Below are 24,757 nucleotides of genomic sequence, written 5' to 3'. Positions count from 1 at the left end.
GTCGCTGCTCACCCGTCGAGTCTAGGCGCGGGGCGCGTCGTCGTCCCCGGCTTGCGCGAGGTCGGCCAGACGCTGCAGCCACGGGCCGGTGACGTCGTCCGAGAACGGCGCCTCCCGATCGCGTACACGCCGCTCGAGGTCGACGGCGACCGTTTCGAGGTGAGTCTGGATGTCGGCGGGGTAGCCGTATCGGACGCGGTGCTCTTCCCACTCGTCGCGGTCGTCGATCCAGGTGCCGCGCTCGTCGGTGCGGCGCACGACGTCGAGATCCATGTCGATGCCGACCGGGTTTCCGTCGTCGTCCCAGCCTGCGTCCCACGCGAGGTCGATGTAGACGGCCACCGGGTGCGGGGCCGCGTTGTGCGTGAACGCCCAATCGCCGCTCGCCGGAACCAGCGTCACGTTGGGCTCGCGGCACACGAACTCCCGGCCCGGACGGACGCTCCGCCACCCGATCTGCTGTCCGAACCAGTCGCCCCAGCTGTCCGACCCGAGGTAGACGCAGTCCTGCTCCCAGTGCGGCGAGCCGTCCCACTTCCGCCAGCGGAACACGAGCCGGGTGCCGGGTGCGGGACGGGAGGTCATGCCGCGAGTCTAAGTCGCGGCGCATACCCGACAGGTGACGGTGCCGGCGTCCTGGCGCTTCCCTGCCACGAGTCTCAGTGGCGGTCTATCGTGGAAACGTGCAGCAACCGGCGGACGACACCGTGCCTCGTCTGCGCGTCGTCACGCGGGAACTGCCGCCGATGGACGACGTGCTCGACTACACCACGGGCTACGACCCGCTGTTCTGGAGTCGCCGCGGAGAGTCCCTCGCGGGTTTCGGCGACCTGCTGACGATCCGCTACACCGGCGCTCAGCCCGGTGACACGACGATCGCCGACCGCTGGCGGCGGATCGCCGCGGCCGCCGAGGTCGATGACCCGGTGGGCCTCCCCGGCACGGGTCTCGTCGCGTTCGGCTCCTTCGTCTTCGACCCCCGCTCGGCGCGCGAGAGCGTCCTGCGGGTGCCCGGCACGATCGTGGGACGCCACGGCGGTCGCGCCTGGGTCACGCGACTGGCCTTCGCCGACACCCCCGACGGACCGGAACCCGATCTGCCGCCGCGGTCCCCCTTCGGACCGCACTGGTCGGCCACTCTCGGCCCGGGCCGTCAGACCGCCGAGGGCTACCAGGAGGCCGTCCACCACGCCGTCGAGGCGATCCGTCTCGGCGAAGTGCGCAAGGTCGTCCTCGCGCGCGACATCGTCGGCACGATCCCGGCCGGCTCGGACCGGCGCCGCCTCGTGCGGTCCCTCCTCGAGGGCTACCCCGACTGCTGGGTCTTCGCCGTCGACGGCCTCATCGGCGCGAGCCCCGAGACCCTGGTCACGGTCTCGCGCGGCACGGTGACCGCCCGGGTCCTCGCCGGCACCACGGCGCGCGGCGGCGACGCCGACAGCGACGTCGCGGCCGCCCTCGCCCTCACCGAGAGCACGAAGGACCAGGAGGAGCACCGGTTCGCCGTGCAGAGCGTCCTCGCCGCCCTCCGCCCGCACACCTCGGCCCTCGCCGCCGCCGAACAGCCCTTCACGCTCAAGCTCCCCAACGTCTGGCACCTCGCCACCGACGTCGAAGGAGAGCTGTCGGAAGCGGCATCCTCCCTCGATCTGATCAGCGTGCTGCACCCGACCGCCGCGGTCGCGGGCACCCCGACGGCCGTCGCGATGGATGTCATCCGCCACCTCGAACCCTTCGACCGCGGCCGCTATGCCGGGGCCGTCGGCTGGATCGGCGCGTCGGGCGACGGCGAGTGGGCGATCGCGTTGCGCTGCGCGCAGATCGACCCCGCCGCGCCCTCCTCGCCGACCGCGCCCATCACCGCCTACGCGGGAGCGGGGATCGTCGCCGACAGCGTGCCCGAGTCCGAGTTGCTCGAGACGCGCGTGAAGTTCCGCCCGATCGTCGAGGCGCTCGCCTAGGACATCGGCTAGGACTCCGCCAGCCGCTGCCGCTCGGTCGCGACGTCGTAGTCGGCCGCAGGCCACTGCGGATCGATGTCGGTCAGGGCGTCGATGAGCAGCTGCTGCACGGCGAGCCGCGCGTACCACTTGCGGTCGGCCGGGACGACGTGCCACGGCGCGAGCGGCGTCGAGGTCCGTTCGAGCGCCACCTGGTAGGCATCCATGTACTCGTCCCAGAGGGCGCGCTCGTCGACGTCGGACGGGTTGTACTTCCAGTGCTTGTCGGGATGATCGAGACGGGATGCCAGTCGCTCGCGCTGCTCGTCCTTCGAGATGTGCAGCATGACCTTCACGACACGGATGCCGAGCTCCGCCGCCTCGGCCTCGAACGCGACGATCGCGCCGTAGCGGCGCTCGATCTCCTCCGCCGGGGCGAGGGAACGGACGCGTCCGATGAGCACGTCCTCGTAGTGCGAGCGGTCGAAGACACCGAGGCGCCCGGCATCCGGGAGGCGCTTGCGGATGCGCCAGAGGAAGTCGTGCGACAGCTCCTCCGCGGTGGGTTTCTTGAACGAGGCCAGCTCGACGCCCTGCGGGTCGACGGCCCCGACGACGTGCTTGACGATGCCGCCCTTGCCGGCGGTGTCCATCGCTTGCAGCACGAGCAGCACGGAGCGGGTCGCGGTACCGGCGACGCTCTGCGCGAAGAGGCGCTCCTGCAGATCGGCGAGAGGGGCGACGCCGGCCTCGAGGTCGGCCCTGCCCTGGTCCTTGTCACCGTCGTAGCCGGGCGTCGCGCGGGGGTCGACGTCGGCGAGCCGGAATCCCGGCGAGACGGTGAGGGCTTCGGCGGCGGGCGTGGTCCAGCGGTTGTGCGAACTCATCGCCACATCGTGTCGCGCGGGCGAGTTCCGCGCCAAGAGGTTGACGAACCCGACTCAGCGGTCGAGCGGAACCTCGATGAGCTGTCGGCCGCCCACGGGAGCGGTGAGCGCCTGGTCGAGCGCGACGCGCGTCGTCACGCGGTGGTACTCCCAGCCGAACGCGAGCGCCAGCTGCTCGAGCCGAACGTCCTGGGGCGTGTACTGCACACGCTCCATCGCGTCGGCCCCCGCGACGCCGGCCACCTCGAGGCCGTCGAAGATCGTGCCGCCGCCGTCGTTCCCGACGATCACCTGCAGGCGCGGTTCGTGCTCGCCGGGCGGCAGCAGCAGCGCACCCACGTCGTGGAGGAACGCGAGGTCGCCGAGCAGCACCCGCGTGACGCCGGGGCGGTCTCCCTCCTGACTGGCGAGGGCGACACCCGTCGCGGTCGCGATCGTGCCGTCGATGCCGGCGAGTCCGCGGTTCGCGTGCACGGCCACCTTCTTGCCGCCCAGCAGCTCGTCTGCGACACGCACGAGACGCGACGACCCGAACACCAGCCGGTCGTGGGGCCACGTCGCTCGCCACAGGGCGTCGACGAGAGTCGCCCGGTCGACGGGCGCGCGCACCACCGCGACCTCGGCGTTGATCGCGCCGAGACGTTCGTGCGGCACCGCGGACGACAGTCCGTCGGCGTCGGGCGCGGGCGGGCTGAGGTCGACGGCCGCGGCGCGCGAGGCTCGCATCCACTCCCCCAGCCATTCGCGGTCGACCGCACCGTCGGCGCGGACCGCGTCCACGGCGTGGGTCGCACCGTTGAGGTTGACGGGCTCACCGGGACCGCGCACCGCGATCACCTCGACGTCGGCGCGACCGAGGAGCTGCGCGATCTCGCGGCTGAGGGTCGGGTGTCCGAACACGACGACCCGCTCGACGCGTCCACCGAGGTCCGGATCGCGCAGGAGCGCGCGGTACGAGTGCACGACGTGCCGACCGAAGCGGGCACCGCTGACGATCTCGGCCACCAGCGGCAGACCGCCGCGGTGGGCGAGGTCCTCAGCGGCGGGACCGGCATCCGCCCCCGCCACGACGATCGTCCGCGGCCCCGGGGAGAGCACGAACGCCGCCTCGGGCTCGGGCGCGACGTCGGCCACACCGATCCCGCCCCCGCCCTGGTACAGAGCACCGGATGCCTCTTCGTCGGGCACGTCGTCCACCGGCGCCGGTCGCGTCGCGCGGTCGACCAACCACGCGGGAGCGGCCCCCGCGAGCGGCTCGCGCAGCGGCACGTTGAGGTGGACGGGACCGGCCGGACGGGTGCCTTCACCGAGCGCCGCGGCGAGCGCCGTCGCCGCGACGGCGTCGAAGGCATCGGTCTGGGGGTCGGTGGCATCCGGATCCACCGCTTCGGGCACGGACAGGTCGGCCTCGAACCGCGCGGCGGAGTGGAAGAGACCCGGCTGACGGGTCGTCTGGTTCGCGCCGACGCCGCGGAGCTCGGGCGGACGATCGGCCGTCAGCAGCAGCAGCGGAATACCGGAGTGGTGGGCCTCGAGAGCGGCGGGGAGCAAATTCGCCACCGCCGTGCCCGACGTGCAGATCACCGCGGCGGGCATGCCGGTCTCGCGGCCGATGCCGAGCGCGGTGAACCCGGCGACGCGTTCGTCGATGCGGACGTGCAGACGCACGAGCCCCGCGCGCTCCAAGTCCGCCGCGACGAGCGCGAGCGCCTGCGACCGCGATCCGGGGCTCACGACGAGGTGCCGCACCCCGCGCGACACGAGTCCCGCCAGCAGCGCCGCGGCCGCGTCGGTGGCCGGGGCCTGAGCGCCCCTCTCGACCGGTGCCACGGTCAGCCGACAGCGCCGCGCTGACCGCGGGTGTCGTCGTCGCCCGGCTTGCCACCGGGGTCGTCACTGTCGGGCTTCGGAGCGGGCCGTGAGTCACGCGGGTCGTCGCCCTCGGAGTCGAGCTGCGCCAACTCCTCCTCGAGGCGGCGGATGCGCTCGTCCTGCTCGGCACGATCGCGGGCGGACAGCCGACCGAGGAACTCGGGGTCGTCGTCGGGAGCGCGCCGGAGCACGGGGTCGCTCGCACGGCCGCGACCGATGAGGAACCACAGGATGCCACCCAGCACAGGCAGCAGGATCACGATGACCATCCACGCGGGCTTGCTGACCCCGCGATGGCGGGAGGCCGGTTGAACGGCGCAATCGACGATCGTGTAGACCCAGAACGCGGTCGCCACGAGCGCCAGGATCAGCAGCAGGCGTGCCATGCACCGATTCTACCGGCGCTGCCTGGGCGGCGGCCGGGCACCGGGGTGGCGTGAACCGGTCGTAGAGTGGGAGTATGCGTGCCCGTTCCGCCCTGGTCTACACGGTGCTGCGTCTTCTCGCGTTCGTGGTGCCGCTCGGCATCCTGCTGCTGTTCCCGGTCTTCCAGGAACTGCCCTGGCTGGCCGCGGTGTTCGCCGCGCTGATCGGCCTGAGCCTGTCGCTGCTGTTCCTCCGGCGCCCCCTCGATCAGGTGACCGGCGACCTCGCCGAGCGCCGCGAGGCCCGTCGCGCCGCGAACCGCCGCACCGGCGCCGAGCGGGACGCCGACGTCGAGGACGCCGTGGTCGACGCGGCGACGGACGACCGGCCCGCCACCGAGCGCTGAGCCTCAGGCCGCGAAGGCCCAGAAGAGCACGGCGCCGTATGCCACCGACGTGAAGCTCGTGACCTGCAGCGCCACGATGAGTTCACGGGGCGCGCGGTACGTCCAGACGATGAGGATCGCCGACAGACCGCCGAGCAGCGCGATGAGCGTCAGCCACGCGATGGGGTACACCAGCGCGAGGAACGCCGCGATGGCGAACGGGGCGAGCACGAACAGCGTGAACAGCACCTGCGTCGCCCGACGCCCGATGAGCACCGAGAGCGTGCGCTTGCCCGCGAGGCGGTCCTGATCGATGTCGCGGAGGTTGTTGGCGAGCAGCACCGCGCACGCGAGGAGGCCCGCCGCCACCGCGCCGAACCACGCCTCCTGGGGCAGCGACTGCACCTGGAGCCACGTCGTGCCGAGCGTGGCGACGAGGCCGAAGAAGACGAAGACGAACACCTCGCCGAGGGCGTTGTAGCCGTACGGCCGCTTGCCCCCGGTGTAGAACCACGCGGCGACGATGCTCGCAGCCCCCACCGCGATGAGCCACCACTGCCCCGTGCGGATGACGAGCGCGAGACCGATGACGGCGGCGAGCGCGAAGAAGGCCAGCGCGACGATCAGCACCGTGCGCGGCTTCGCCTTCTTGCCGCCCGTCAGGCGCCCCGGCCCCACCCGGACGTCGTCGGTCCCGCGGATGCCGTCGCTGTAGTCGTTGGCGTAGTTCACGCCGATCTGCAGCGCGAACGCCACCGCGAGGCACGCGAGCGCGATCACCCAGTGGAGCTGGTCGTCGACGAGCGTCGCGGCACCGGTTCCGACGAGTACCGGCGTGATCGCCAGCGGAAGGGTCCGCAGGCGGGCGGCGCCGATCCAGTCACGCGCGGTCGCCGGGGTGGCGCGGGGCGCGGGACGGTGGGCCTTCTGGGGATTGCCGCCGGGACGCCGCTTCGGGGCGGGACGCGAGCGCTTGCGAGACTGTGCTGCCACGGAGGGAAAGCCTAATTCTTCGCGGAGCCGAACCGTTGCCGCAGGGCGGCGCGATCGGGCTTGCCGGATGCCAAGAGAGGCAGCACGTCGATCGAGATCACGCGCGCGGGCCGGGCCACCGGACCGATCGCCGCCGCGACCGCGGCCCGGACGCGCTCGAGCGTCTCCCGTTCGTTGGCGTCGGTCCCCGCGACCACGACCGCGGACCCCTGCCCCCAGCGCGCGTCGTCGATCGGGATCACGACGGCGGACTCCAGACCCGGGATGCCACGCACCGCCGCCTCGACCCGGTCAAGCGACACGTTCACACCGCCCGAGACGATGACGTTGTCGAGGCGCCCCGTGATCCGCAGCACCCCGTCGACGAGTTCGCCGCCATCGCCCGTGCGGTACCACCGCGTGCCGTCGGCATCCGTCGGGAAGATCTCGGCCGTGCGCGCCGGATCGCCGACGTATCCGTCGGCGAGCGTCGGACCCGAGATGCGCACCTCGCCGTCGACGATCGCGAGCTCGACGCCGTCGAGCGGGACACCGTCGTAGACGCAGCCGCCGCTGGTCTCGGTCGACCCGTACGTGCGCGCAATCCGCGCCCCGGCCGCCTCGGCGCGCTCCCGCAGCGACACCGGCAGCGCTTGCCCGCCGACGAGGATGCGCTCGAACGACCGCAGCGCGCGGGCGACCTCGGGGTCGTCGTCGGCGGCGTCCAGGAGCCGCTGCAACTGCGCCGGGACCAGCGAGGTGTACGTGGGCACCCGCGCGCCGTTCTCGTGCGACGCCATCCCGAGCGCCGCCGCGGCGAACGGTTCGGGACGGAACGGCCCCGCGAGGACGGCCGGCTCCCGGCCGTTCACGAGAGCGCGCACCAGCACCTGCACGCCGGCGACGTACGTCGCGGGGACGGCGAGCAGCCACGCCCCCTCACCGATCCGCGCCGAGGTGGCGAACGCGCTCGCGATCAGCGCGTTGCGTCCGAGCGCCACCGACTTCGGCACCCCGGTGGACCCCGACGTCGTGATGACCACGGCCGTCCCCGCCGGCACCTCGGCGGGCAGTCCGTCCCCCGCCCCGAGCGCCACGGCCGGCCCCGCTCCCAGGACGGCGTGCCGCAGCGCGCGCAGCACGTCGCGCGGATCCTCGGATGCCACCCGCTCGAGCTTCACGACGGCACCGGGTCCTGGCATCCGGGGATCAGTAGTGCCACGGGATGCCGGACCAGTCGGGGTCGCGCTTCTGGAGGAAGGCGTCGCGACCCTCGGCCGCCTCGTCGGTGCCGTACGCGAGCCGCGTGGCCTCGCCGGCGAACAGCTGCTGGCCGACGAGCCCATCGTCCACGGCGTTGAACGCGAATTTGAGCATGCGGATCGCCGTCGGCGACTTCGTCAGGATGGTGCGCGCCATCGCCAGCGCCTCGCGCTCGAGGTCGGCGTGCGGCACGACACGGTTGACCGCGCCCATCTCGTACGCGCGCTGCGCGGAGTACTCCTCCGCGAGGAAGAAGATCTCGCGGGCGAACTTCTGCCCGATCTGCCGCGCGAAGTACGCCGAGCCGTAACCGGCGTCGAACGACCCGACATCGGCATCCGTCTGCTTGAACCGACCGTGCTCGGCGCTCGCGATCGAGAGGTCGCAAACGACGTTGAGCGAGTGGCCGCCGCCGGCCGCCCACCCCGGGACGACCGCGATGACGACCTTCGGCATGAACCGGATGAGGCGCTGCACCTCGAGGATGTGCAGGCGACCCGCGCGGCCGTGGTCGGCGACGGCCGTCTCGTCGTCGGAGTACTTGTAGCCGTCGCGGCCGCGGATGCGCTGGTCGCCGCCCGAGCAGAACGCCCACCCACCGTCCTTCGGACTCGGCCCGTTGCCCGTGAGGAGCACGACGCCGATGCGGTGGTCCTGGCGCGCGATGTCGAGAGCGCGGTAGAGCTCGTCGACCGTGTGCGGGCGGAAGGCGTTGCGCACCTCGGGGCGGTCGAACGCGATGCGTGCGACACGGCCGTCGTGGGTGACGTGCGCCGTGATGTCGGTGTACTCCTCGGCGCCCGGCGCCAGGGTCCACTCGGCGGGGTCGAAGATCTCGGAGACGCTCACGGAAACCTCTCTACGCAAGTCTCGATCGAGACCCACGCAAGTTCTAGCGTACGGTAGGTGCAATTAATCCAGTCCGTAACGCTGGCAGACTTCCCGTCATTACGGGGAACAAGACCGATTTCATGCAAGTAGTACGACTATCGATTCGCAAATGAGAACCTGATGACCGACAAGTACGCGATCCCTCGCCTGGACTTCGAGTCGCAGTTGGTGGCGACGCTGTTCGAGATCGAACGGCTTCGATCGGACATCGGCACGGGTGACACTCCCCGTGACACCTATCTCGAGTTGCACCACCTGTTCGACTTCGTCATGAGCGTCGTGTCCGCCCGCATCGAGGGCAACCACACCACCGTGTACGACGCCCTCGATCAGATCGAAACCGGGGGTTCGACGAGCGCGGACCAGATCAGCGAGATCCGGAACATCGCCGCCACCGCGCGCTTCATCGACCAGCTGCCGCCGGACGCCCCGTTGACTCACACGCTCGTCCGGGAGATCCACCGCCGCACCGTCGACGGGCTCGTCCGAGAAGGCGACCCGACTCCCGGGTCCTACCGGGTGGTGGATGTCGCCATCACCGACTCCGCCCACGTGCCGCCGAGTTGGGTGACGGTGCACGCCGAGATGTCCGCTCTCCTGGACTTCGCGAACCAGGAGCGGCCACTGCACGAACAGATGCTGCAGATCGCCATCGCGCACCACCGGTTCGTATGGATCCATCCGTTCCGCAACGGCAACGGTCGCGTCTCGCGGCTCTTCACGTACGCCATGCTGCGAAAGACCATCTTCGCCACGCGCGGGTACAGCGCACTCAACCCGACCGCGGTCTTCGGGAACGATCGTGACGCCTATATCTCCGCGCTCGAACGGGCGGACGACCTCTCCGCGGAAGGAACGATCTCCTGGGCCGAGTTCTTCGTCAGTGGCATCCGCGACGATGTCGCGCGACTGATCGACCTCCAGCACCACGACTTCGTGATCGAGCGAGTGGTCGGCCCCGCGCTGGACAGCCTGCTGCACGATGGGTTGGTCTCGCGCGACAGCCACGCGGCGCTCCGTGCCAGTCTGGAGCGCGGGGTGGTGAAGGCCGGCGACCTGGTGGATGTCGTGCCCGGTACCGCTGCGCAACGGTCCCGTTTCATCCGCGCCTTGCGCGAACGGAATTTGTTGCAGCAAGCCGAAGAAGGGCCGCGGTTCTATCGACTCTCGTTGTCCCGCGGCCCCCTGGCACCGAGGCTCATCCGACGCCTCGACGCCCTCGGCTACCTTCCCCGGATGCTGTCGGACGACTGACGGGGACCCGGGATCAGGCGTTCTTGGAGTCGCGCCAGGCCAACCAGCGCTCGACGAGCGAGTAGTCCCAGTCGGGGCCGGAGAAGCCGAGGGTGAACAGGCGCGTGCCCGCGTCGAACAGGGCGTCGGCGTCGGTCTCGTCGCGGTCCTTCAGCTCGTTCGAGACGATGAGCCCGGACAGGTCGCGCTCCTCGGTCTCGGCCCAGCGCTCGATCACGTCGAGCTTGTGGGTGACCTCGCCGGGCGTGACGAAGCTGTGCCAGATGTCGGCGTGACGGGCGACGATGCGCAGCGTCTTCTGCTCCCCCTTGCCGCCGATCATGACGGGGATCTTGCGCGTGGGCGCGGGGTTCAGCTTGCCCCAGCGCTCGACGATGCGGTCGAGGTCCGACGCGAGGGCGTTCAGACGCGAACCGGCGGTGCCGAAGTCGTAGCCGTACTCGTCGTAGTCGCGCTGGAACCAGCCCGACCCGGTGCCGAGGATGAAGCGGCCGGTGTCGCCGCCCTTCTTGCTGATGTGGTCGACGGTGCGGGCCATGTCGGCCTGCAGGTCGGCGTTGCGGTAGCTGTTGCAGTTGACGAGAGCGCCGAACTCGACGCGCTCGGTCTGCTCGGCCCACGCCGAGAGCATCGTCCACGACTCGAAGTGCTCCCCGTCGGGATCTCCGTAGAGCGGGAAGAAGTGGTCCCAGTTGAAGAGGATGTCGACGCCCATCTCTTCCAGGCGGAAGACGGCGTCGCGGATGTCGGAGTACTGCACGTGCTGCGGCTGGATCTGGACGCCGAGCCGGACCGGGGTGTCGAAAAGCATGTCGCCAGCCTATTCCCGGCGTCCGACACCGAGGCCAGGATGGAGGGGTGAGTCCCCTCCCCCCGCTCGTCGACGTCCTCGCCACGGCCCGCGTCGTCGCCCTCCCCCTCGCCACCCGCTTCCGCGGCATCCAGACTCGCGAGGCGGTCGTGTTCGAGGGCCCCGAGGGCTGGACGGAGTTCTCGCCCTTCGTCGAATACGGCGACGGCGAGGCGGCGACGTGGCTCGCGGCGGCGCTCGACTTCGGGTGGCATCCCACCCCTCCCCCCGTGCGCGCGCACGTCGCCGTGAACGCGACGGTGCCGGCCGTCGCCGCGTCCGCGGTCGACCGGGTGCTCGCCCGATTCGATGGATGCCGCACGGCCAAGGTGAAGGTCGCCGAGGCGGGTCGGACGCTCGCGGACGACGTGGCCCGGGTTCGCGCGGTGCGCGCGGCGATGGGCCCCGAAGGTCGCATCCGCGTCGATGCGAACGGAGGCTGGAACGTCGACGAGGCCGAGCGCGCAATCCACGCCCTCGCCGAGTTCGACCTGGAGTATGTCGAGCAGCCGTGCGCCGAGGTGGAGGAACTCGCGCAGCTGCGCGAGCGCATCGCGTACCTCGACATCCCCATCGCCGCGGACGAGAGCGTGCGCAAGGCGACAGACCCGCTGCGGGTCGCCCGGGCCGGAGCCGCGGATCTGCTCGTGATCAAGGCGCAGCCGCTCGGAGGCATCCGCGCGGCGCTCGCGATCGTGGCCGAGGCGAGACTCCCCGCCGTCGTCTCCAGCGCGCTGGACACCTCGGTCGGCCTCTCGATGGGGCTCGCCCTCGCCGCCGCGCTGCCCGACCTGGAGTACGACTGCGGTCTCGGGACGGCCTCCCTGTTCACCACCGACGTCGTCGCCCGCCCGCTGCGCGCCCAGGACGGCTTCCTCCCGTTGACGCGCATCTCGCCGACGACCGCGACCCTGGATCGCGTCGAGGCCCCGGAGGACCGCCGCGACTGGTGGCTCGAGCGCCTGACCCGCTGCTACGGCGTCCTGGCCGAGAGCGGGGCGTGAGCGCTCAGAGGATCAGGGCGATGATGTGCGAGAGGCGTTCGGCGAGCTCGTCACGCACGACCCCGGGGTCACGACGCGTGATGAGCGCACGCTCAGCCGCCGAGATCCACGTCGAGAGCAGCAGCTCCGTCGCCTCGGCGAGCGGCACGCGCAACTCGAGACCGCGGGCTTCGGCGACGTCGCTGATGAGCCGCGACACGTTCTCGGACAGCCCCCGGTCCAGCGCGAGGTAGGCCTCGGCGAAGTCGGCGTTGCGCAGCGCCTGCACGCGGATCTCCGCGCCCAGCAGGACGTCGAGGCGATCGTGCCCGGCGACCTCCAGCACTTCCTGCACGAGCGTGCGCATTTCGCTGCCGGCATCCAGATCGCTCTTCTCGATCGAGGCGATGCGCTCGCGGACCGCGTGGATGGTCGTCTCCGCGGAGCGCTCGCACAGCGCGAGGAACAGCTCCTCCTTGGAGCCGAAGTTCGAGTAGAACGCCCCGCGGGTGAATCCCGCACGCTCGCAGATGGCCTCGACCGACGAGGCGTCGATGCCCTCCTCCGCGAACAGCTGGGCCGCGGCATCCATCAGCCGGGAGCGGGTGTTCTCGCGTCGCCGCGACGGCGCCGGTGCCGTGTCGGTCATGCCGCGCTCCTTCGGTTCACGGACGAGACTCAGGTTGGTGGCCCCCTCCGCGAACTACGATACATTGTTGTATCCGATACGGTGCTGTATCGACCAAGCCGCCGACCTCGGGAGCAGCCACCGTGTCCACTTTCCTGTACACCCTCGGTCGCTGGTCGTTCCGCCACCCGTGGCGCGTGCTGTCGGCCTGGGTGCTGATCCTCGTCCTCGCCGGCGGCGGAGTGGCCCTCTTCGCGAAGGGCACCGACAACACCTTCGCGATCCCGGGTACCGAGTCCCAGGCCGGCCTCGAGATGCTGTCCCGCACCTTCCCCCAGGTGAGCGGTGCGGGCGCCGACATCGTCGTCGTCTCGGCCGACGGCACGAGCGTGCGCGACCAGAAGTATCAGGATGCCATCGGCACCTCGATCTCCGACATCGAGAAGCTCGACTTCGTCGAGGCCGTCACGAACCCCTTCGACGAGCGCATCTCCGGCGGCGTGTCCGACGACGGTCGCGCCGCGATCATCCGCATCCAGTTCTCCGGCGAGGCGACCGCGGTCCCGGGCGACACCAAGGATGGACTGCGCGACGACACGACGGCCCTCGCGTCCGCGCTGCCGTCGGGGTCGCAGGCGGTGCTCGGCGGTCAACTCTTCGCGACCGAGATCCCCGGCGCGAGCCTGACCGAGGCCCTCGGCGTCGTGATCGCCGCCCTCGTGCTGATGCTGACGTTCCGGTCGTTCCTCGTGGCCGGGATGCCGCTGGCCACCGCCCTCCTCGGCGTCGCGCTCTCCGTCGCGTTGATCTTCATCGCCACCGGGTTCGCGACCGTGTCCTCGACGACGCCGCTCCTGGCGGTCATGCTCGGGCTCGCCGTCGGCATCGACTACGCGCTGTTCATCGTGTCCCGACATCAAGACCAAGTGCGCGGAGGCATGGACCCCGAGGAGTCCGCCGCCCGCGCCACCGGCACGGCCGGATCCGCCGTGGTGTTCGCCGGCATCACGGTGCTCATCGCGCTCATCGGCCTCGGCTTCGCCGGCATCCCGTTCCTGACGACCATGGGTGTCGCCGCCTCGGTCGCCGTCGCGATCGCCGTCTGCATCGGGCTGACGCTCACGCCGGCGTTCCTCGGCTTCGCGAAGGGCCGCGTCGTGGGGTGGCGCCGGAAGAAGGCCGTGACGGCCGAGAAGCGGTCGCACGGCCCCGCCGCCCGCTGGGTGGGCCTGGTCACACGGCATCCGGTCGTCACGTCGGTGTCGGTCGTGGTGCTCCTGGGCGTCGCGGCGATCCCCGCCGGGAGCCTCGCCCTCACGCTCCCCACCGCCGGGCAGCTGCAGCCCGGCAACGAGGCGCGCGAGGCGTACGAGCTGACCGACGAATACTTCGGACCGGGGGCGAACGGCCCGCTCATCATGACCGGGACCATCGTCACGTCGAACGACCCCGTCAAGCTCATGACGGACATCGGCGACGAGGTCGCGAAGATCCCGGGCGTCGCCAAGATCGCGCTGGCGACCCCGAACCAGACCGCCGACACCGGCATCGTGCAGATCGTGCCCGAGACGGGTCCGGAAGACCCCAAGACCGCCGACCTCGTGCGCGCACTCCGCGGCGCCGAGGACCGCCTGTACGACCAGTTCGGCGTGCGCCTCCTCGTGACCGGATACACCGCCGTCACGATCGACATCTCCGACCAGCTCGGGGCCTCGCTCGTGCCGTTCGGGATCTTCGTCGTCGGCCTCTCGCTGATTCTCCTGATGATCGTGTTCCGCTCGATCTGGGTGCCCCTGACGGCCGCCGCCGGCTACCTGCTGTCGGTCGCGTCGTCGTTCGGCGTCGTCGCCGCGGTGTTCGAGTGGGGCTGGTTCGCCGACGCGCTGCACGTGGCGAAGGTCGGACCGATCATCAGCTTCATGCCGATCGTCGTGATGGGCGTGCTGTTCGGCCTCGCGATGGACTACCAGGTCTTCCTCGTCTCGCGCATGCGCGAGGACTACGTGCATGCGTCTCGCGAGGGGCGCACGCCCCGCGAAGTGGCGCTCGGTGCCGTCCGGAGCGGCTTCATGGGCTCCGCGCGCGTCGTCGTCGCGGCCGCGGTCATCATGTTCTCGGTGTTCGTCGCGTTCGTCCCCGAGGGCGACTCGAGCCTCAAGCCGATCGCGCTGGGCCTCGCCGTCGGCGTCGCCGTCGACGCGTTCCTCGTGCGCATGACCCTGGTCCCCGCGGTGCTCGCACTGCTGGGGGCGAAGGCCTGGTGGATGCCACGGTGGCTCGACCGTCTGCTGCCCAAGCTGGACGTCGAGGGCGAGGCCGTCGAGCGCGAGATCGGCCTGCGCGACTGGCCGGCCGAACCCGCGATCGCGATCGCCGCGGACGACCTGCGCGCGGGCACGGCGTCGGACGACGAGGAACCGGCGTTCGCCGACGTCCACCTGCGCGTCGGGTACGGCGGGACGCTGCTGGTGACCGGCGAGACGCGCGTCACCCGTCCCCTGCTGCTGGCACTCGCCGGCCGCCTCTCCGCGGTGGAGGGTCGACTGCGCGTCGACGGGCTCCTGGTCCCCGAACGGGCCGGTGCCGTGCGCTCCCGCGTCGGGCTGGCGCTCCTCGACGATCCCGACGCCGCCGGGGACGAGGTCGCGCGCGCCGTGTCGGGCCGCGCGCGCCTGGCCGTCCTGTGCGACATCGATCGGCTCGACGCCGACACGCGCGCCGACGTCGCCGAAGCACTACGGCGAGCCGCGGTTGCCGCGCGCGAACGCGGCGGCGACGCCGGGTCCGCGTTCACCCTCGTGGTGTCGGCGCGCGACGAGCGCCGCGCGCTCGCACTCCTCGCCGACGCCCATCGTCCCGACGTGACGTCTCTCGCGCTGCCCTCGCCGCATCGGCATCGCCCGACCCCCGAGTCCTCCACCGACCTTTCCGAGGTGTTCGCATGACCGTCCCCGTCGAGCGCTCCCGCTCGCGCCGCCCCGTGACCTGGCTGACGCTCATCGGCGTGCTTCTGCTGCCCGCTGTGATCGGCGGCATCCTGGTCGGTGCGCTCTACAACCCCACCGACCGGCTCGACAACATCACCGCCGCGATCGTGAACGACGACAAGCCGGTGCAGCTCAACGGCCAGACCGTTCCGCTCGGACGTCAGCTGACCGGTGGGCTGGTCAAGGGCGCGGACGACCAGCCGAGCAACATCGACTGGGTCATCTCGAACGACGAGGACGCCGCGGCGGGCCTCAAGGACGGCACGTACACGGCGGTCGTCACGATCCCGGAGAACTTCACGTCGGCGGCGCTCTCCACCCGCCCCGGCGAGACACCCGAACGCGCCACGATCGGCGTGGAGACCGCTCCCGACGCGCGCGTCGTCGACGGCGCGATCACCGCCCAGCTGGCATCCACCGCCTCCTCCGTGTTCGGGAGCGCGCTGTCGTCGCAGTACCTGACGAACGTGTTCCTCGGATTCACGGACCTGAGCAAGAACCTCGGCGACGCCGCGAGCGGCGCACACCAGCTCGCCGACGGCGCCGGCCAGGCCGCGACCGGGGCGACGGGCCTGAAGGACGGCCTGGGGCAGCTCTCCGACGGGGCGTCACAGCTCGCGACCGGAACGCAGCAGCTCGCGGCCGGCGTGGGCCCGCTCGCGGACGGGGCGTCGCAGCTCGCCGGTGGCGCGACGGCCCTGGCGGGAGGGACGCGGAAGACGGCGACGGGGGTCGACCAGATCGCTCAGGCCAACAAGGCGATCGCCGACGATCTCACGAAGCAGGCCGCAAACTTCCCGCCGAACTTCGCGGAGGACGCGACCAAGCTGTCGCAAGCGGCGCCCCAGGTGAACGATGCACTGACGCAGGCCACGGCCGCGCTCCAGTACGCCGCGGCGAACTGCACGGGAACGCCCGAGCAGTGCAAGGCGCTGAAAGATGCGGCCGACAAGGCGGCAGCGGCGCTTCCCAACCTGACCGCGGCGGTCAGCGGCATGGGTCAGATCACCGGGCAGGTCGCCGGGATCCCCGCCGGGTTCACCAAGCTCGCGAAGGCGAACGCCGACCTCGCCGCGGGCGGAAATGAAGCCGTCGCCGGACTCAACACCATCGCCGGCGGAATCGACGGCCTCGGCAGCGGCGCGAGCCAGCTCGCCGACGGCGCGCAGAAGCTCGACGCGGGTGCCGCGGGCCTCAGCTCGGGCGCCGCTCAGGTGGCGTCCGGGGTGTCCGGAGCCGAGGACGGCGCCGGACAGCTCGCGGACGGCGTGCAGAAGGTGGCATCCGGGACCTCCTCGCTCGCGGACGGGCTCGACACCGCCGTCGAGAAGATCCCGTCGTACACCGACGATCAGGCGAAGAGCCTCGCCGACGTCGTCGCCGACCCGGTGTCGACCACCGGTGTGAGCGACTCGCTGTTCGGCATCGCCGCGGTCCCGCTGCTCGCGATGGCCGTGCTGTGGTTCGGTGGCCTCGCCTCATTCGTGGTGTTCCAGGCGGTGTCGGCTCGCTCGCTGACGAGCCGCCGCGCGTCGGGCCTCGTCGCTCTGCGCGGCTTCGCGCCCGCGGCGATCATCGGTGCCGCGCAGGGCTTCCTGGTCGCGGGCGTCGTGCAGGTGGCATCCCGCTACGACTGGGGCGACTGGGCGCTGTTCGCCCTCGTCTGCATCGCCGCGGGCGTCGCGTTCGCCGCGGTGAACCAGGCGCTGGTCGCCGTATTCGGCGGGGTCGGGCGCTGGATCGCCGCGATCGTCGGCGCGCTGGCGGTGGCGGCGAACATCGTGTCGACGGTGCCGCCGTTGCTCGCGGGCCTCGCCTCTCTGCTGCCGACGTCTCCGGCGTACTCCGCGATGCTCGGCGCGCTCGCCTCGTCGGGCGGCGTCGGCGCCGGGATCGTGGCGCTCGCGGTGTGGGCGCTGATCGCGCTGATCGTGACGACGCTCGTCGTGGTGCGGCGCCGCACCGCGTCGCTGCGGGCCGCGGCCCAGCCCGCGTAGCTCACACGCCGGGGCGTCGCGGCGCATTCCTCCGGGTTGAGTGTCCAAGACACGCGGACGTGCGCACGCAGGATCCGCGTGTCTTGGACAGCGAACGTCGGAGCCGAAGCCCGGGGTGGCGCGAACGACCCCTCCTCCCCTGGTGCGAGAGCGGCGAGATTCTCCACGGAACGGCGATCGAGTCCCGCGCCGCGTGACCTCGTTGCGGTTCCCTGAGGCGGTGCGCCGCTCACCTCTCCCTTCAAGCCTCGGGGTCGCTTTCGACGTCGCGAGCGCTCGTCGAGCCGGCGTCTCCTCGAACCGCCTGTTCGCGCGCGACCTCGCGGCGCCGTTTCATGGCATCCGTGTTCATTCCGACCGCGATCTCGGCACGCTTCTCGAACGATGCCACGCGTACGCCCCTCGACTCCGAGGGCCGCAGTTCTTCAGCCAAACCACGGCCGCTGTCGTCTGGGATCTGCCCCTGCCCGCCTCTGCCACGCATGACCTGCACGTCTCGGCGAGCCCGCCCGCACGGGAGCCGCGCACGTCCGGAGTCATCGGTCACCGGATACTCATGGATGCCGCCGACCTCACCCTCCGTTCGGGGCTCCCGGTTCCCGCGGCCGCCGAGACCTGGGCACAACTCGGCGGACTGGTTCCTCGTGATGCACTGGTGGCCGCAGCCGACGCGATCCTGACGCGCGGCGACGCAGCCTTGGAAGACCTCCGGGCAGCCGCCGAGCGGTTACGCCGCCGCGGCGCTGCCGACCTCACCACAGCCCTCGAGCTCGCCCGTCGCGGTGCGGATTCACCGCGCGAGACCGAGGTGCGTCTCATCCTGCAGCGGGCGGGCCTTCCCGAGCCGGAACTGAACAGCGACCTCATCGACGACGGACGCTTCATCGCGCGCCTCGACCTCGCCTACCGTCGGTACCGTGTCGCGGTCGAGTACGACGGCCGGCAGCACGCGTCGATGGAGCAGTTTCGACGGGACGCCGACCGCTGGCCGGCCATCGCGAACGCGGGCTGGATCCTCGTCCGCGTACTGGACCACCACCTGCGGAACCCTGAACGTGACGTCGTCGCCCCCGTGCGCACCGCGCTGATTTCCCGGGGCTGGCGTCCCGGGGTGTGAACTTCCCACGCCCCTTCCTGTGCCTTCGCCGATCCGTTCAATGTCCAAGACACGCGGATGCCATGACGACACATCCGCGTGTCTTGGACACTCAACCCCCAGAAACCGTGCGCACGGCGAACGCCGCAACGCGACACCGGCCGCCCACCCCCGAGCACTGGCGGCGCGGGGCGAGAGCGGCCACCAAGCTCCTCGACTCAGTGTCCAAGACACGCGGATGCCACCGCGGCACATCCGCGTGTCTTGGACACTCAACGTCAGCCGCCGACCCCATGCGGCGTGTCTTGGACACCCGGCAGCCCGGCGGACCCGGGGGCGCCGCGTCAGGTCGTGAGGCCCGAGTAGGCGTGCAGGCCCTTGAAGAAGACGTTGACGATCGTGAAGTTGAACAGCACGGCGGCGAAGCCGATGATCGACAACCAGGCCGAACGGGTGCCGCGCCAGCCGCGCGTCGCGCGGGCGTGGATGTACCCGGCGTAGAGGACCCAGATGACGAAGGTCCAGACTTCCTTGGTGTCGAAGCCCCAGAAGCGACCCCACGCGTCGTTGGCCCAGATCGAGCCGGCGATGAGCGTGAAGGTCCAGAAGATGAAGCCGACGATCGCGAAGCGGTAGGCGAGCGATTCCAGGGCGTCGGCATTCGGCAGCGTCTGCAGGAAGCTGCGGCGCGGGGTCGCGGCATCCGAGGAGGCGGCGATCGCGAGCTTGCGCTCGCGGCGCGTCTGCAGAAGCTGCATCACCGACAGGCCGAACGCGAGCGCAAACAGCGCCGTCGCGAGCGACGCGACGAACACGTGGATGACGAGCCACACCGACTTGAGCGGGTCGGCGAGCGGGACGACCTCGACGTGGAACGCGAGCGTCGCGCCCCCGAGCAGCACGACCGCGAGGCCCGTGATGAGCGCACCGAGGAACCGCAGGTCGAAACGCGTCAGCACGACGAGGTACACCGCGACGACCAGCAGCGTGCCGGTGAGCGCGAACTCGTACATGTTCGACCACGGCACGCGCCCCGCGGCTACACCGCGCAGCACGTCGCCGGCGAGGTGAAAGAGGAAGCCGAGCGCGACGAGAGCGGTGCCCATGCGGGCCCACAGGTACCGCGGCTTCGCGGCGGAGGTCCCGGATGCCGAGGACGTCGGCGGCGCGACGAGGACGCCGCCGCCTCCCGCGGTCACGAGCTCGCGCGCGACGACCTCGTCCTTGGCCTTGATCGCGAGGTCGGAGCGGCGCGCCAGGTCGATCGCGTAGGCGATGAAGGCGAGCACGTAGATCGCGACGGCCGTCCACACGAGGAGGAGGGAGATCTCGTCGAGCAGGAGGGGGTCGGTTCCGGGCATGGTGTCAGTCTACTTTTCCGGTGTCGGGGCGGCTCTGGTGATCGGCGGGAGTCGGCAGGGAGGCGCGGTGCCGCTCCATCACCTGATCCACGGCCGCGGCGAGGGTGGGGTCTTCTCCGCGGGCGAGGCCGGCGTACTCCACGCGCACGGTGTCGCCGTCCGGCGTGGCCTTCACCCACATGCGGCGGCGGGGCACGAACAGCGCCGCGAGCAGTCCGAGGGTCGCGAGCGCGGCGAAGCCGAGCACCCAGGGACCCGCGAGGTCGCGGTGGATCGACAGCGACGCGAAGCGCTTCACCGATCCGGCGTACCCGGTGGAGCCCGCCGGGGCTTCGTTCTCGAACGTGATCGTCCCGAGGCCGTTCGGGAGGTCCTGCGTCTCCCCCGGCATGAGGCGCAGCGCCGGCGTGCCGCTGTCGCCGCCGGCGATCTGCGTCATACCGGTCGGGTCGAGGGTGTACACCGAACGCGGGGTTCCGTTGTCGATGCCGAGGTCACCGGCGTACACGCGGAGCGTGAGCACGGGGTACTCGAGGTCGCCGTACGTCGAGGTCAGGGCGCCGGACGTGAGCGTGTCCATCGTGGGGTAGAAGAACCCGATGAGGCCCAGCTGCTGCGGCATCCCGTCGGCGACCTTGATCACGCCGAGCGAGGTCATGTTGGCATCCTGGGGAAGGAAGGCCACGGAGTCGTGGAACACCTCCACGCCCTGGGCGTTGCGGATCGTCACGGTCGGCGCGTAGCCGTTGCCGAGGAGGTAGACGCGGTCGCCCTGCACGTCGAGCGGGTGGTTGACGCGCACCTGCCCCTCCTGCTGCTGGCCGTCGGGCGTGAGGGTGGTGACGTTGGCCGCGAAGTCACCGGCCTGCCCCGAACCCGGCTGCCCCGGCGGAACGTACGTGACGTCGAAGCGGTCGAGCGTCATCGAGTACGGCGCGAGGGCGTTGGTGTTCACGAACCGGCCGGGGTTGAAGGAGGAGTAGTCGAGCAGGCTGTTCGTGAAGGCCTGACCCTCGACCAGGACCCGCTGCCCGGTGTACGTGAAGCCGCCGCCGACGCCCACCGCGATCAGCACGCCGACTAGCGCCGCGTGGAAGACGAGGTTGCCGGTCTCGCGCAGGTACCCGCGCTCCGCGGAGACCGAGAACGCGCCGCGCCCGTCGTACCGGGCGATGCGGTAGCCGCTCTTGCGCAGCTGCGTCGCGGCGGTCTCGACGGCGGATGCCGCGATCGAAGAGGCATCCTGCCCCTCGGGAACCGACACCGTCACGGAGCGGTGGTCGTCCAGACGCGAGAGCCGCGCAGGTGTGCGCGGAGGCTGCGAGCGCAGCGCCTTCCAGTGGTGCTTCGTGCGCGGGAGGACACAGCCGATGAGCGAGATGAACAGCAGGATGTAGATCGCCGAGAACCACGGCGACGAGTACACGTCGAAGAGGCTGAGCTTGTCGAGGACCGGCGCGAGGTCGGGGTTGTCGGTGAAGTACTGCGTGACGCCGTTCGGGTCGGCGCCGCGCTGCGGCACGATCGACCCGGGCACCGCCGCGATCGCGAGCAGCAGGAGCAGCACGAGCGCGGTGCGCATGCTCGTGAGCTGCCGCCAGCTCCACCGGAGCCACCCGATCACGCCCAGGCGGGGCGACGTGATGTCGTCGCCGGAGGGCGCGGCGGAATCGGCGTGATCGGACGGGCGCAGCGGGTCGGTCACGGTGGCTCCCCGATCGGGACGAGAACGGTCGGACGGAGAGTCAGAGCGGGAGTTGGACACCCTGCATCACCCCCTGCAGGCTCGACATCCACGAGCCCCACAGCCCGGTCACCATGAGGAGACCCAGCACGATGAGCAGTGCACCGCCGATGAGGTTGACCACGCGGATGTGCCGGCGGACGAACGCGACCGAACGCGTCGCCCACCCGAAGCCGATGGCGAGGAGCAGGAACGGGATGCCGAGCCCCAGGGAGTACGCCAGCCCCAGCAGCGCCGCCCGCCCGGGGTCGCCGAGGTTGTACGACACGGAGAGGATCGCGGCGAGCGTCGGGCCGATGCACGGCGTCCAGCCCACGCCGAGCGCGATGCCCAGCAGCGGTGCGCCGACGAGACCGAGGCCGCCGCGGGCCTGGAACCGGACGGTCCGCTGCGCGAGGCCGAAGAGCCCGATGAAGACGAGCCCGAGCACGATGATGACGACGCCCATGATCCGGGTGATGACGTCGGCGTAGCGGAGGAAGAACGCCCCGGCGGTCCCGCCGAGCACGTTGACCGCCATGAAGACGAGCGTGAATCCGGCGATGAACAGCAGCGTTCCCAGCACGAGGCGCGAGCGTCCCGGAGTGGATGCCGATCCCCCGCGCGGCGCGACGGCCCCGCCGATGAAGCCGAGGTATCCCGGCACGAGGGGCAGCACGCAGGGCGAGAGGAACGAGATCAGCCCCGCCGCGAGGGCGACGGGCAGCGCGAGCCAGAGCGCCCCGTCGAAGACGAGAGCTCCCGGGTTCACGCGCTCTCCGCGACCACGGTCTGCACCATCGCTTCGAGGATGGATGCCTCGGGCAGCTCGCCGATCACACGCGCGGCGACGCGCCCCTGGCGGTCCAGCACGAGCGTCGTGGGGGTGGCGTTGATGGGCGTCTTGTCGGCGAAGGCGAGCTTGAGCTCGGCGTCGCTCACGGCCATGAGGCTCGAATAGGACACGTCGTTGTCGCGCGCGAACGACAGCGCGGTGGCGGGCTGGTCGTACGTGTTGACGCCGAGGAAGGCGACGTCCTGCCCCTGGAACGACTGGTAGGCCTGCTCGAGGCGCGGGGCTTCCACGATGCACGGGCCGCACGTGGCGTACCAGAAGTTCACGACGAGCACCTTGCCGGCGTAGTCGGCGCTCGTGGCGGTCGACCCGTTGTCGAGGGTGCCCGAGAACTGAACCGGTTCCCCCCGCTGATCGGGGGCGATCTCCTGCGTCTGGAACCCGTTCGCGGCGATGTAACCCTTGTTGTCGCCGGCGCGGTACTGCTCGGCGAGCGGGTCGGCGCTGCACGCAGCCAGACCCGCCACGAGGGCGAGCGCGGCGGTGGCGGCCGCGGCGGCGGAGAGGATTCGGCGCATCAAACGGCTCCTACGTCGACGGCTCCGGCCGTGGCGGCCGGCTCGGCGTACGCTACCTCGACCCAGCGCGCGGAGCCGTCGGCGCCGTCTCGCCGTTCGAAGCTCGTCACGCTCGACAGCGCGCAGCGGCGCTTGCGGGGGTCGTGGCGGGTGGGCTGCTGGGAGAGCGCGAGGTGCGTCACCCAGATGGGGAGCTGGTGCGAGACGACGACCACGTCACCCGACGGCACGCGCTCCCACGCGTCGGTCATCGCCTCGGTCATGCGCGCGACGATCCGGTCGTACGGCTCGCCCCAGCTCGGCACGGCGGGGCGCGACAGATGCCGCCAGTTCAGCGGGTTGGCCAGGGCCTTCTTCATCCGCCGACCCTCGAACACGTTCGTCGGCTCGATGACCCGGTCGTCGATGAACGGCTCGATGCCGAACAGCTCCACGAAGGGCTGCGCGGACTCGCGCGTGCGCTGCAGCGGCGAGACGACGAGCGCACCGATCGGCCGCTCGAGGCCGTGGACGTACTCCGCGGCCTGACGGGCCATGCGGCGTCCGTCGACGCTCAGTCCGAATCCGGGGAGCCGACCGTAGAGCACGCGGCGGGGGTTGTGGACTTCCCCGTGGCGCACGAGAAGGAGGCGGTCGGCGGGCACCCGTCAAGTCTACGCGGCGGGTCTTGTGGGCCGGCTGAGCGAGGGATGCCGTTGGTTCGACGGTGTTCTACCCGGGATGGCCCCCGGATGCCCGGCGTCAGGCGTCGCGCCGCGAGGCCAGCAGCGACCGCACCCGCGCGTACAGGAACCACGCGATCCCCACCGCGACACCGCCGATGACGACGTACTGCAGGATGTCGGCGTACTGCTCGATGACGTGCCAGTTCTCGCCGAGCAGGTAGCCCGCGAGCACGAAGATCGTGTTCCAGATGAGGCTTCCGGCGGCGGTCAGCAGACCGAAGCGCCACAGCGGCATCTTCGCGACGCCCGCGGGGATGGAGATGAGGCTGCGGAAGATCGGCACCATGCGTCCGAAGAACACGGCCTTGCCGCCGTGCCGTTCGAACCACGCGACGGTGCGGTCGACGTCCTCGGGGTGCAGCAGCGGGACCTTCGCCGCGATCGCCCGCAGGCGGGCGGCGCCGAGCCAGCGCCCCAGCCCGTAGAGCGCGAACGCGCCCACGACGGAGCCGAGCGTGGTCCACAGCAGCGCCTCGAACAGCGTGAACGACCCGCGGCTGGCGGTGAGCCCCGCCATCGGCAGCACGACCTCGCTCGGCAACGGCGGGAAGAGGTTTTCGAGGGCGATCGCGATGCCGGCACCGATCGGGCCGATGATCTCCATGAGCGAGACGGCCCACTCGGAGAGCGACGTGAGCCACGACTGCTCGCCGGACGCGGAGCCGGATGCGGGCGCGGCCCGCAGGGTGAGGGTGCTGTCGGTCATCGGGTGCCTTCGCGCTCGGTGATCGGCCGCCCGTCCGGACGCCCGCCCGAAGCCTAGAGCCGCCGCCTCCGCGGGACCTGTGAACGGATCAGGATGCCGAGATCCCGGCGCTCACGATCGCCGCGGCGACGAACCAGGTCGCGGCCATGAGCACGATGCCGGCGAGCGGCACCCAGAACGTGATGCGGTGGCGGACGAGTCTGACGATCGAAATGACGACCGCGACCAGCAGCACGACCCACGGGGCGATCACCGCGGACCAGAACCCGACGTTCATGACGCCGTAGTCGCAGTTCATCGACCCGCACGCGTCCGCGGCGAACGCGAGGAAGAACCCGGCGTACGAGCACGCGAGCGCCGCGAGCGGTAGCAGCACGAGGAAGACGATCGTGAGAGCCAGGTCCCATCCCCGTCGCGCCGGTCGCGCCGCCGGTTCGGGCCGCAGCGTCCGGTACGAATCCGGGGAGAGGGAATAGGTCACGCGCGCCATCCTAGAG

The 24,757-nt window shown here is 71.2% G+C and carries 23 protein-coding genes; 7 read left to right on the top strand and 16 right to left on the bottom strand.

Annotated features, from left to right (window positions below; translation table 11 throughout):
* Positions 1-21 precede the first annotated feature (21 nt).
* On the bottom strand, positions 22-585 hold the full coding sequence (locus RKD05_RS10075) for a DUF402 domain-containing protein (protein WP_424709782.1): 564 nt from the start codon (positions 583-585) through the stop codon (positions 22-24).
* A 161-nt stretch (positions 586-746) separates the two neighbouring features.
* Between RKD05_RS10075 and RKD05_RS10070 the strand changes: the two genes are divergently transcribed.
* Positions 747-1,961, top strand: coding sequence for an isochorismate synthase (locus RKD05_RS10070; protein WP_424711811.1), 1,215 nt, complete (start codon positions 747-749; stop codon positions 1,959-1,961).
* 8 nt (positions 1,962-1,969) lie between these two features.
* Here RKD05_RS10070 and RKD05_RS10065 read toward each other — a convergent pair whose 3' ends face one another.
* The 3 genes from RKD05_RS10065 to RKD05_RS10055 are packed head-to-tail and all read right to left on the bottom strand — an operon-like array spanning position 1,970 to position 5,085.
* Positions 1,970-2,827: a polyphosphate kinase 2 family protein gene (locus tag RKD05_RS10065; protein ID WP_424709781.1), complete on the bottom strand. Its 858-nt coding sequence runs from the start codon at positions 2,825-2,827 to the stop codon at positions 1,970-1,972.
* Between the two features lie 54 nt (positions 2,828-2,881).
* A complete protein-coding gene (gene menD / locus RKD05_RS10060; RefSeq protein ID WP_424709780.1) occupies positions 2,882-4,657 on the bottom strand; it encodes a 2-succinyl-5-enolpyruvyl-6-hydroxy-3-cyclohexene-1-carboxylic-acid synthase in 1,776 nt (591 codons plus the stop codon).
* A gap of 2 nt (positions 4,658-4,659) precedes the next feature.
* The gene (locus RKD05_RS10055; protein ID WP_022877862.1) at positions 4,660-5,085 is read right to left on the bottom strand and encodes a PLD nuclease N-terminal domain-containing protein; all 426 of its coding nucleotides are present in this window, start codon (positions 5,083-5,085) and stop codon (positions 4,660-4,662) included.
* A gap of 74 nt (positions 5,086-5,159) precedes the next feature.
* Between RKD05_RS10055 and RKD05_RS10050 the strand changes: the two genes are divergently transcribed.
* Positions 5,160-5,471, top strand: coding sequence for a DUF4229 domain-containing protein (locus RKD05_RS10050; RefSeq protein WP_424709778.1), 312 nt, complete (start codon positions 5,160-5,162; stop codon positions 5,469-5,471).
* 3 nt (positions 5,472-5,474) lie between these two features.
* Here RKD05_RS10050 and RKD05_RS10045 read toward each other — a convergent pair whose 3' ends face one another.
* The 3 genes from RKD05_RS10045 to RKD05_RS10035 are packed head-to-tail and all read right to left on the bottom strand — an operon-like array spanning position 5,475 to position 8,534.
* Positions 5,475-6,443 carry a 1,4-dihydroxy-2-naphthoate polyprenyltransferase gene (locus RKD05_RS10045; protein WP_424709776.1) on the bottom strand — a complete coding sequence of 323 codons (969 nt, stop codon included), beginning with the start codon at positions 6,441-6,443 and terminating at the stop codon, positions 5,475-5,477.
* An 11-nt stretch (positions 6,444-6,454) separates the two neighbouring features.
* Positions 6,455-7,603: an AMP-binding protein gene (locus tag RKD05_RS10040; RefSeq protein ID WP_424711809.1), complete on the bottom strand. Its 1,149-nt coding sequence runs from the start codon at positions 7,601-7,603 to the stop codon at positions 6,455-6,457.
* 28 nt (positions 7,604-7,631) lie between these two features.
* Complete coding sequence (locus tag RKD05_RS10035) at positions 7,632-8,534, bottom strand: 1,4-dihydroxy-2-naphthoyl-CoA synthase (protein WP_424709774.1); 903 nt, start codon at positions 8,532-8,534, stop codon at positions 7,632-7,634.
* A gap of 162 nt (positions 8,535-8,696) precedes the next feature.
* Between RKD05_RS10035 and RKD05_RS10030 the strand changes: the two genes are divergently transcribed.
* A complete protein-coding gene (locus RKD05_RS10030) occupies positions 8,697-9,830 on the top strand; it encodes a Fic family protein (RefSeq protein ID WP_424709773.1) in 1,134 nt (377 codons plus the stop codon).
* A gap of 13 nt (positions 9,831-9,843) precedes the next feature.
* Here RKD05_RS10030 and RKD05_RS10025 read toward each other — a convergent pair whose 3' ends face one another.
* Positions 9,844-10,641, bottom strand: coding sequence for an LLM class F420-dependent oxidoreductase (locus RKD05_RS10025; RefSeq protein ID WP_424709771.1), 798 nt, complete (start codon positions 10,639-10,641; stop codon positions 9,844-9,846).
* Between the two features lie 47 nt (positions 10,642-10,688).
* On the opposite strand from RKD05_RS10025, the gene RKD05_RS10020 reads away from it, so the two are divergent.
* Positions 10,689-11,684 carry an o-succinylbenzoate synthase gene (locus RKD05_RS10020; protein ID WP_424709770.1) on the top strand — a complete coding sequence of 332 codons (996 nt, stop codon included), beginning with the start codon at positions 10,689-10,691 and terminating at the stop codon, positions 11,682-11,684.
* Positions 11,685-11,688: 4 nt separating this feature from the next.
* On the opposite strand, the gene RKD05_RS10015 is transcribed toward RKD05_RS10020, so the two are convergent.
* Positions 11,689-12,312: a TetR/AcrR family transcriptional regulator gene (locus tag RKD05_RS10015; protein ID WP_063256041.1), complete on the bottom strand. Its 624-nt coding sequence runs from the start codon at positions 12,310-12,312 to the stop codon at positions 11,689-11,691.
* Between the two features lie 122 nt (positions 12,313-12,434).
* Between RKD05_RS10015 and RKD05_RS10010 the strand changes: the two genes are divergently transcribed.
* The 3 genes from RKD05_RS10010 (at position 12,435) to RKD05_RS10000 (ending at position 18,392) form a co-directional block, all read left to right on the top strand.
* Positions 12,435-15,236 (top strand): MMPL family transporter, encoded by a 2,802-nt coding sequence (locus tag RKD05_RS10010; RefSeq protein WP_424709769.1) that lies wholly within the window; start codon positions 12,435-12,437, stop codon positions 15,234-15,236.
* A complete protein-coding gene (locus RKD05_RS10005; RefSeq protein WP_424709768.1) occupies positions 15,233-17,275 on the top strand; it encodes a YhgE/Pip family protein in 2,043 nt (680 codons plus the stop codon). The genes RKD05_RS10010 and RKD05_RS10005 overlap by 4 nt, the downstream gene beginning before the upstream one ends.
* A 220-nt stretch (positions 17,276-17,495) precedes the next feature.
* Positions 17,496-18,392 carry an endonuclease domain-containing protein gene (locus RKD05_RS10000; RefSeq protein ID WP_424709767.1) on the top strand — a complete coding sequence of 299 codons (897 nt, stop codon included), beginning with the start codon at positions 17,496-17,498 and terminating at the stop codon, positions 18,390-18,392.
* 323 nt (positions 18,393-18,715) lie between these two features.
* Here RKD05_RS10000 and ccsB read toward each other — a convergent pair whose 3' ends face one another.
* The 7 genes from ccsB to RKD05_RS09965 form a co-directional block, all read right to left on the bottom strand.
* Positions 18,716-19,732, bottom strand: coding sequence for a c-type cytochrome biogenesis protein CcsB (ccsB, locus tag RKD05_RS09995; protein WP_063256030.1), 1,017 nt, complete (start codon positions 19,730-19,732; stop codon positions 18,716-18,718).
* 4 nt (positions 19,733-19,736) lie between these two features.
* Positions 19,737-21,437, bottom strand: a complete 1,701-nt coding sequence (gene resB, locus RKD05_RS09990) for a cytochrome c biogenesis protein ResB (RefSeq protein WP_424709766.1) — start codon at positions 21,435-21,437, stop codon at positions 19,737-19,739.
* A 40-nt stretch (positions 21,438-21,477) separates the two neighbouring features.
* A complete protein-coding gene (locus RKD05_RS09985; RefSeq protein WP_424709765.1) occupies positions 21,478-22,227 on the bottom strand; it encodes a cytochrome c biogenesis CcdA family protein in 750 nt (249 codons plus the stop codon).
* On the bottom strand, positions 22,224-22,829 hold the full coding sequence (locus tag RKD05_RS09980; protein WP_082822727.1) for a TlpA family protein disulfide reductase: 606 nt from the start codon (positions 22,827-22,829) through the stop codon (positions 22,224-22,226). The genes RKD05_RS09985 and RKD05_RS09980 overlap by 4 nt, the downstream gene beginning before the upstream one ends.
* Entirely contained in the window at positions 22,829-23,473 is a 645-nt protein-coding gene (locus RKD05_RS09975; RefSeq protein ID WP_424709763.1) for a histidine phosphatase family protein, read from the bottom strand. Before RKD05_RS09975 ends, RKD05_RS09980 begins: the two co-directional genes overlap by 1 nt.
* Positions 23,474-23,570: 97 nt before the next feature.
* Positions 23,571-24,260, bottom strand: a complete 690-nt coding sequence (locus tag RKD05_RS09970; RefSeq protein WP_424709761.1) for a DedA family protein — start codon at positions 24,258-24,260, stop codon at positions 23,571-23,573.
* Positions 24,261-24,348: 88 nt separating this feature from the next.
* The gene (locus tag RKD05_RS09965; protein ID WP_424709759.1) at positions 24,349-24,741 is read right to left on the bottom strand and encodes a hypothetical protein; all 393 of its coding nucleotides are present in this window, start codon (positions 24,739-24,741) and stop codon (positions 24,349-24,351) included.
* Positions 24,742-24,757 lie beyond the last annotated feature (16 nt).

Source organism: Microbacterium sp. SLBN-111 (genome assembly GCF_049739645.1).
GTDB lineage: Bacteria > Actinomycetota > Actinomycetes > Actinomycetales > Microbacteriaceae > Microbacterium.
Note: the sequence above shows the minus strand (reverse complement) of the source record. Positions and strands in the feature narration are given on the sequence as shown.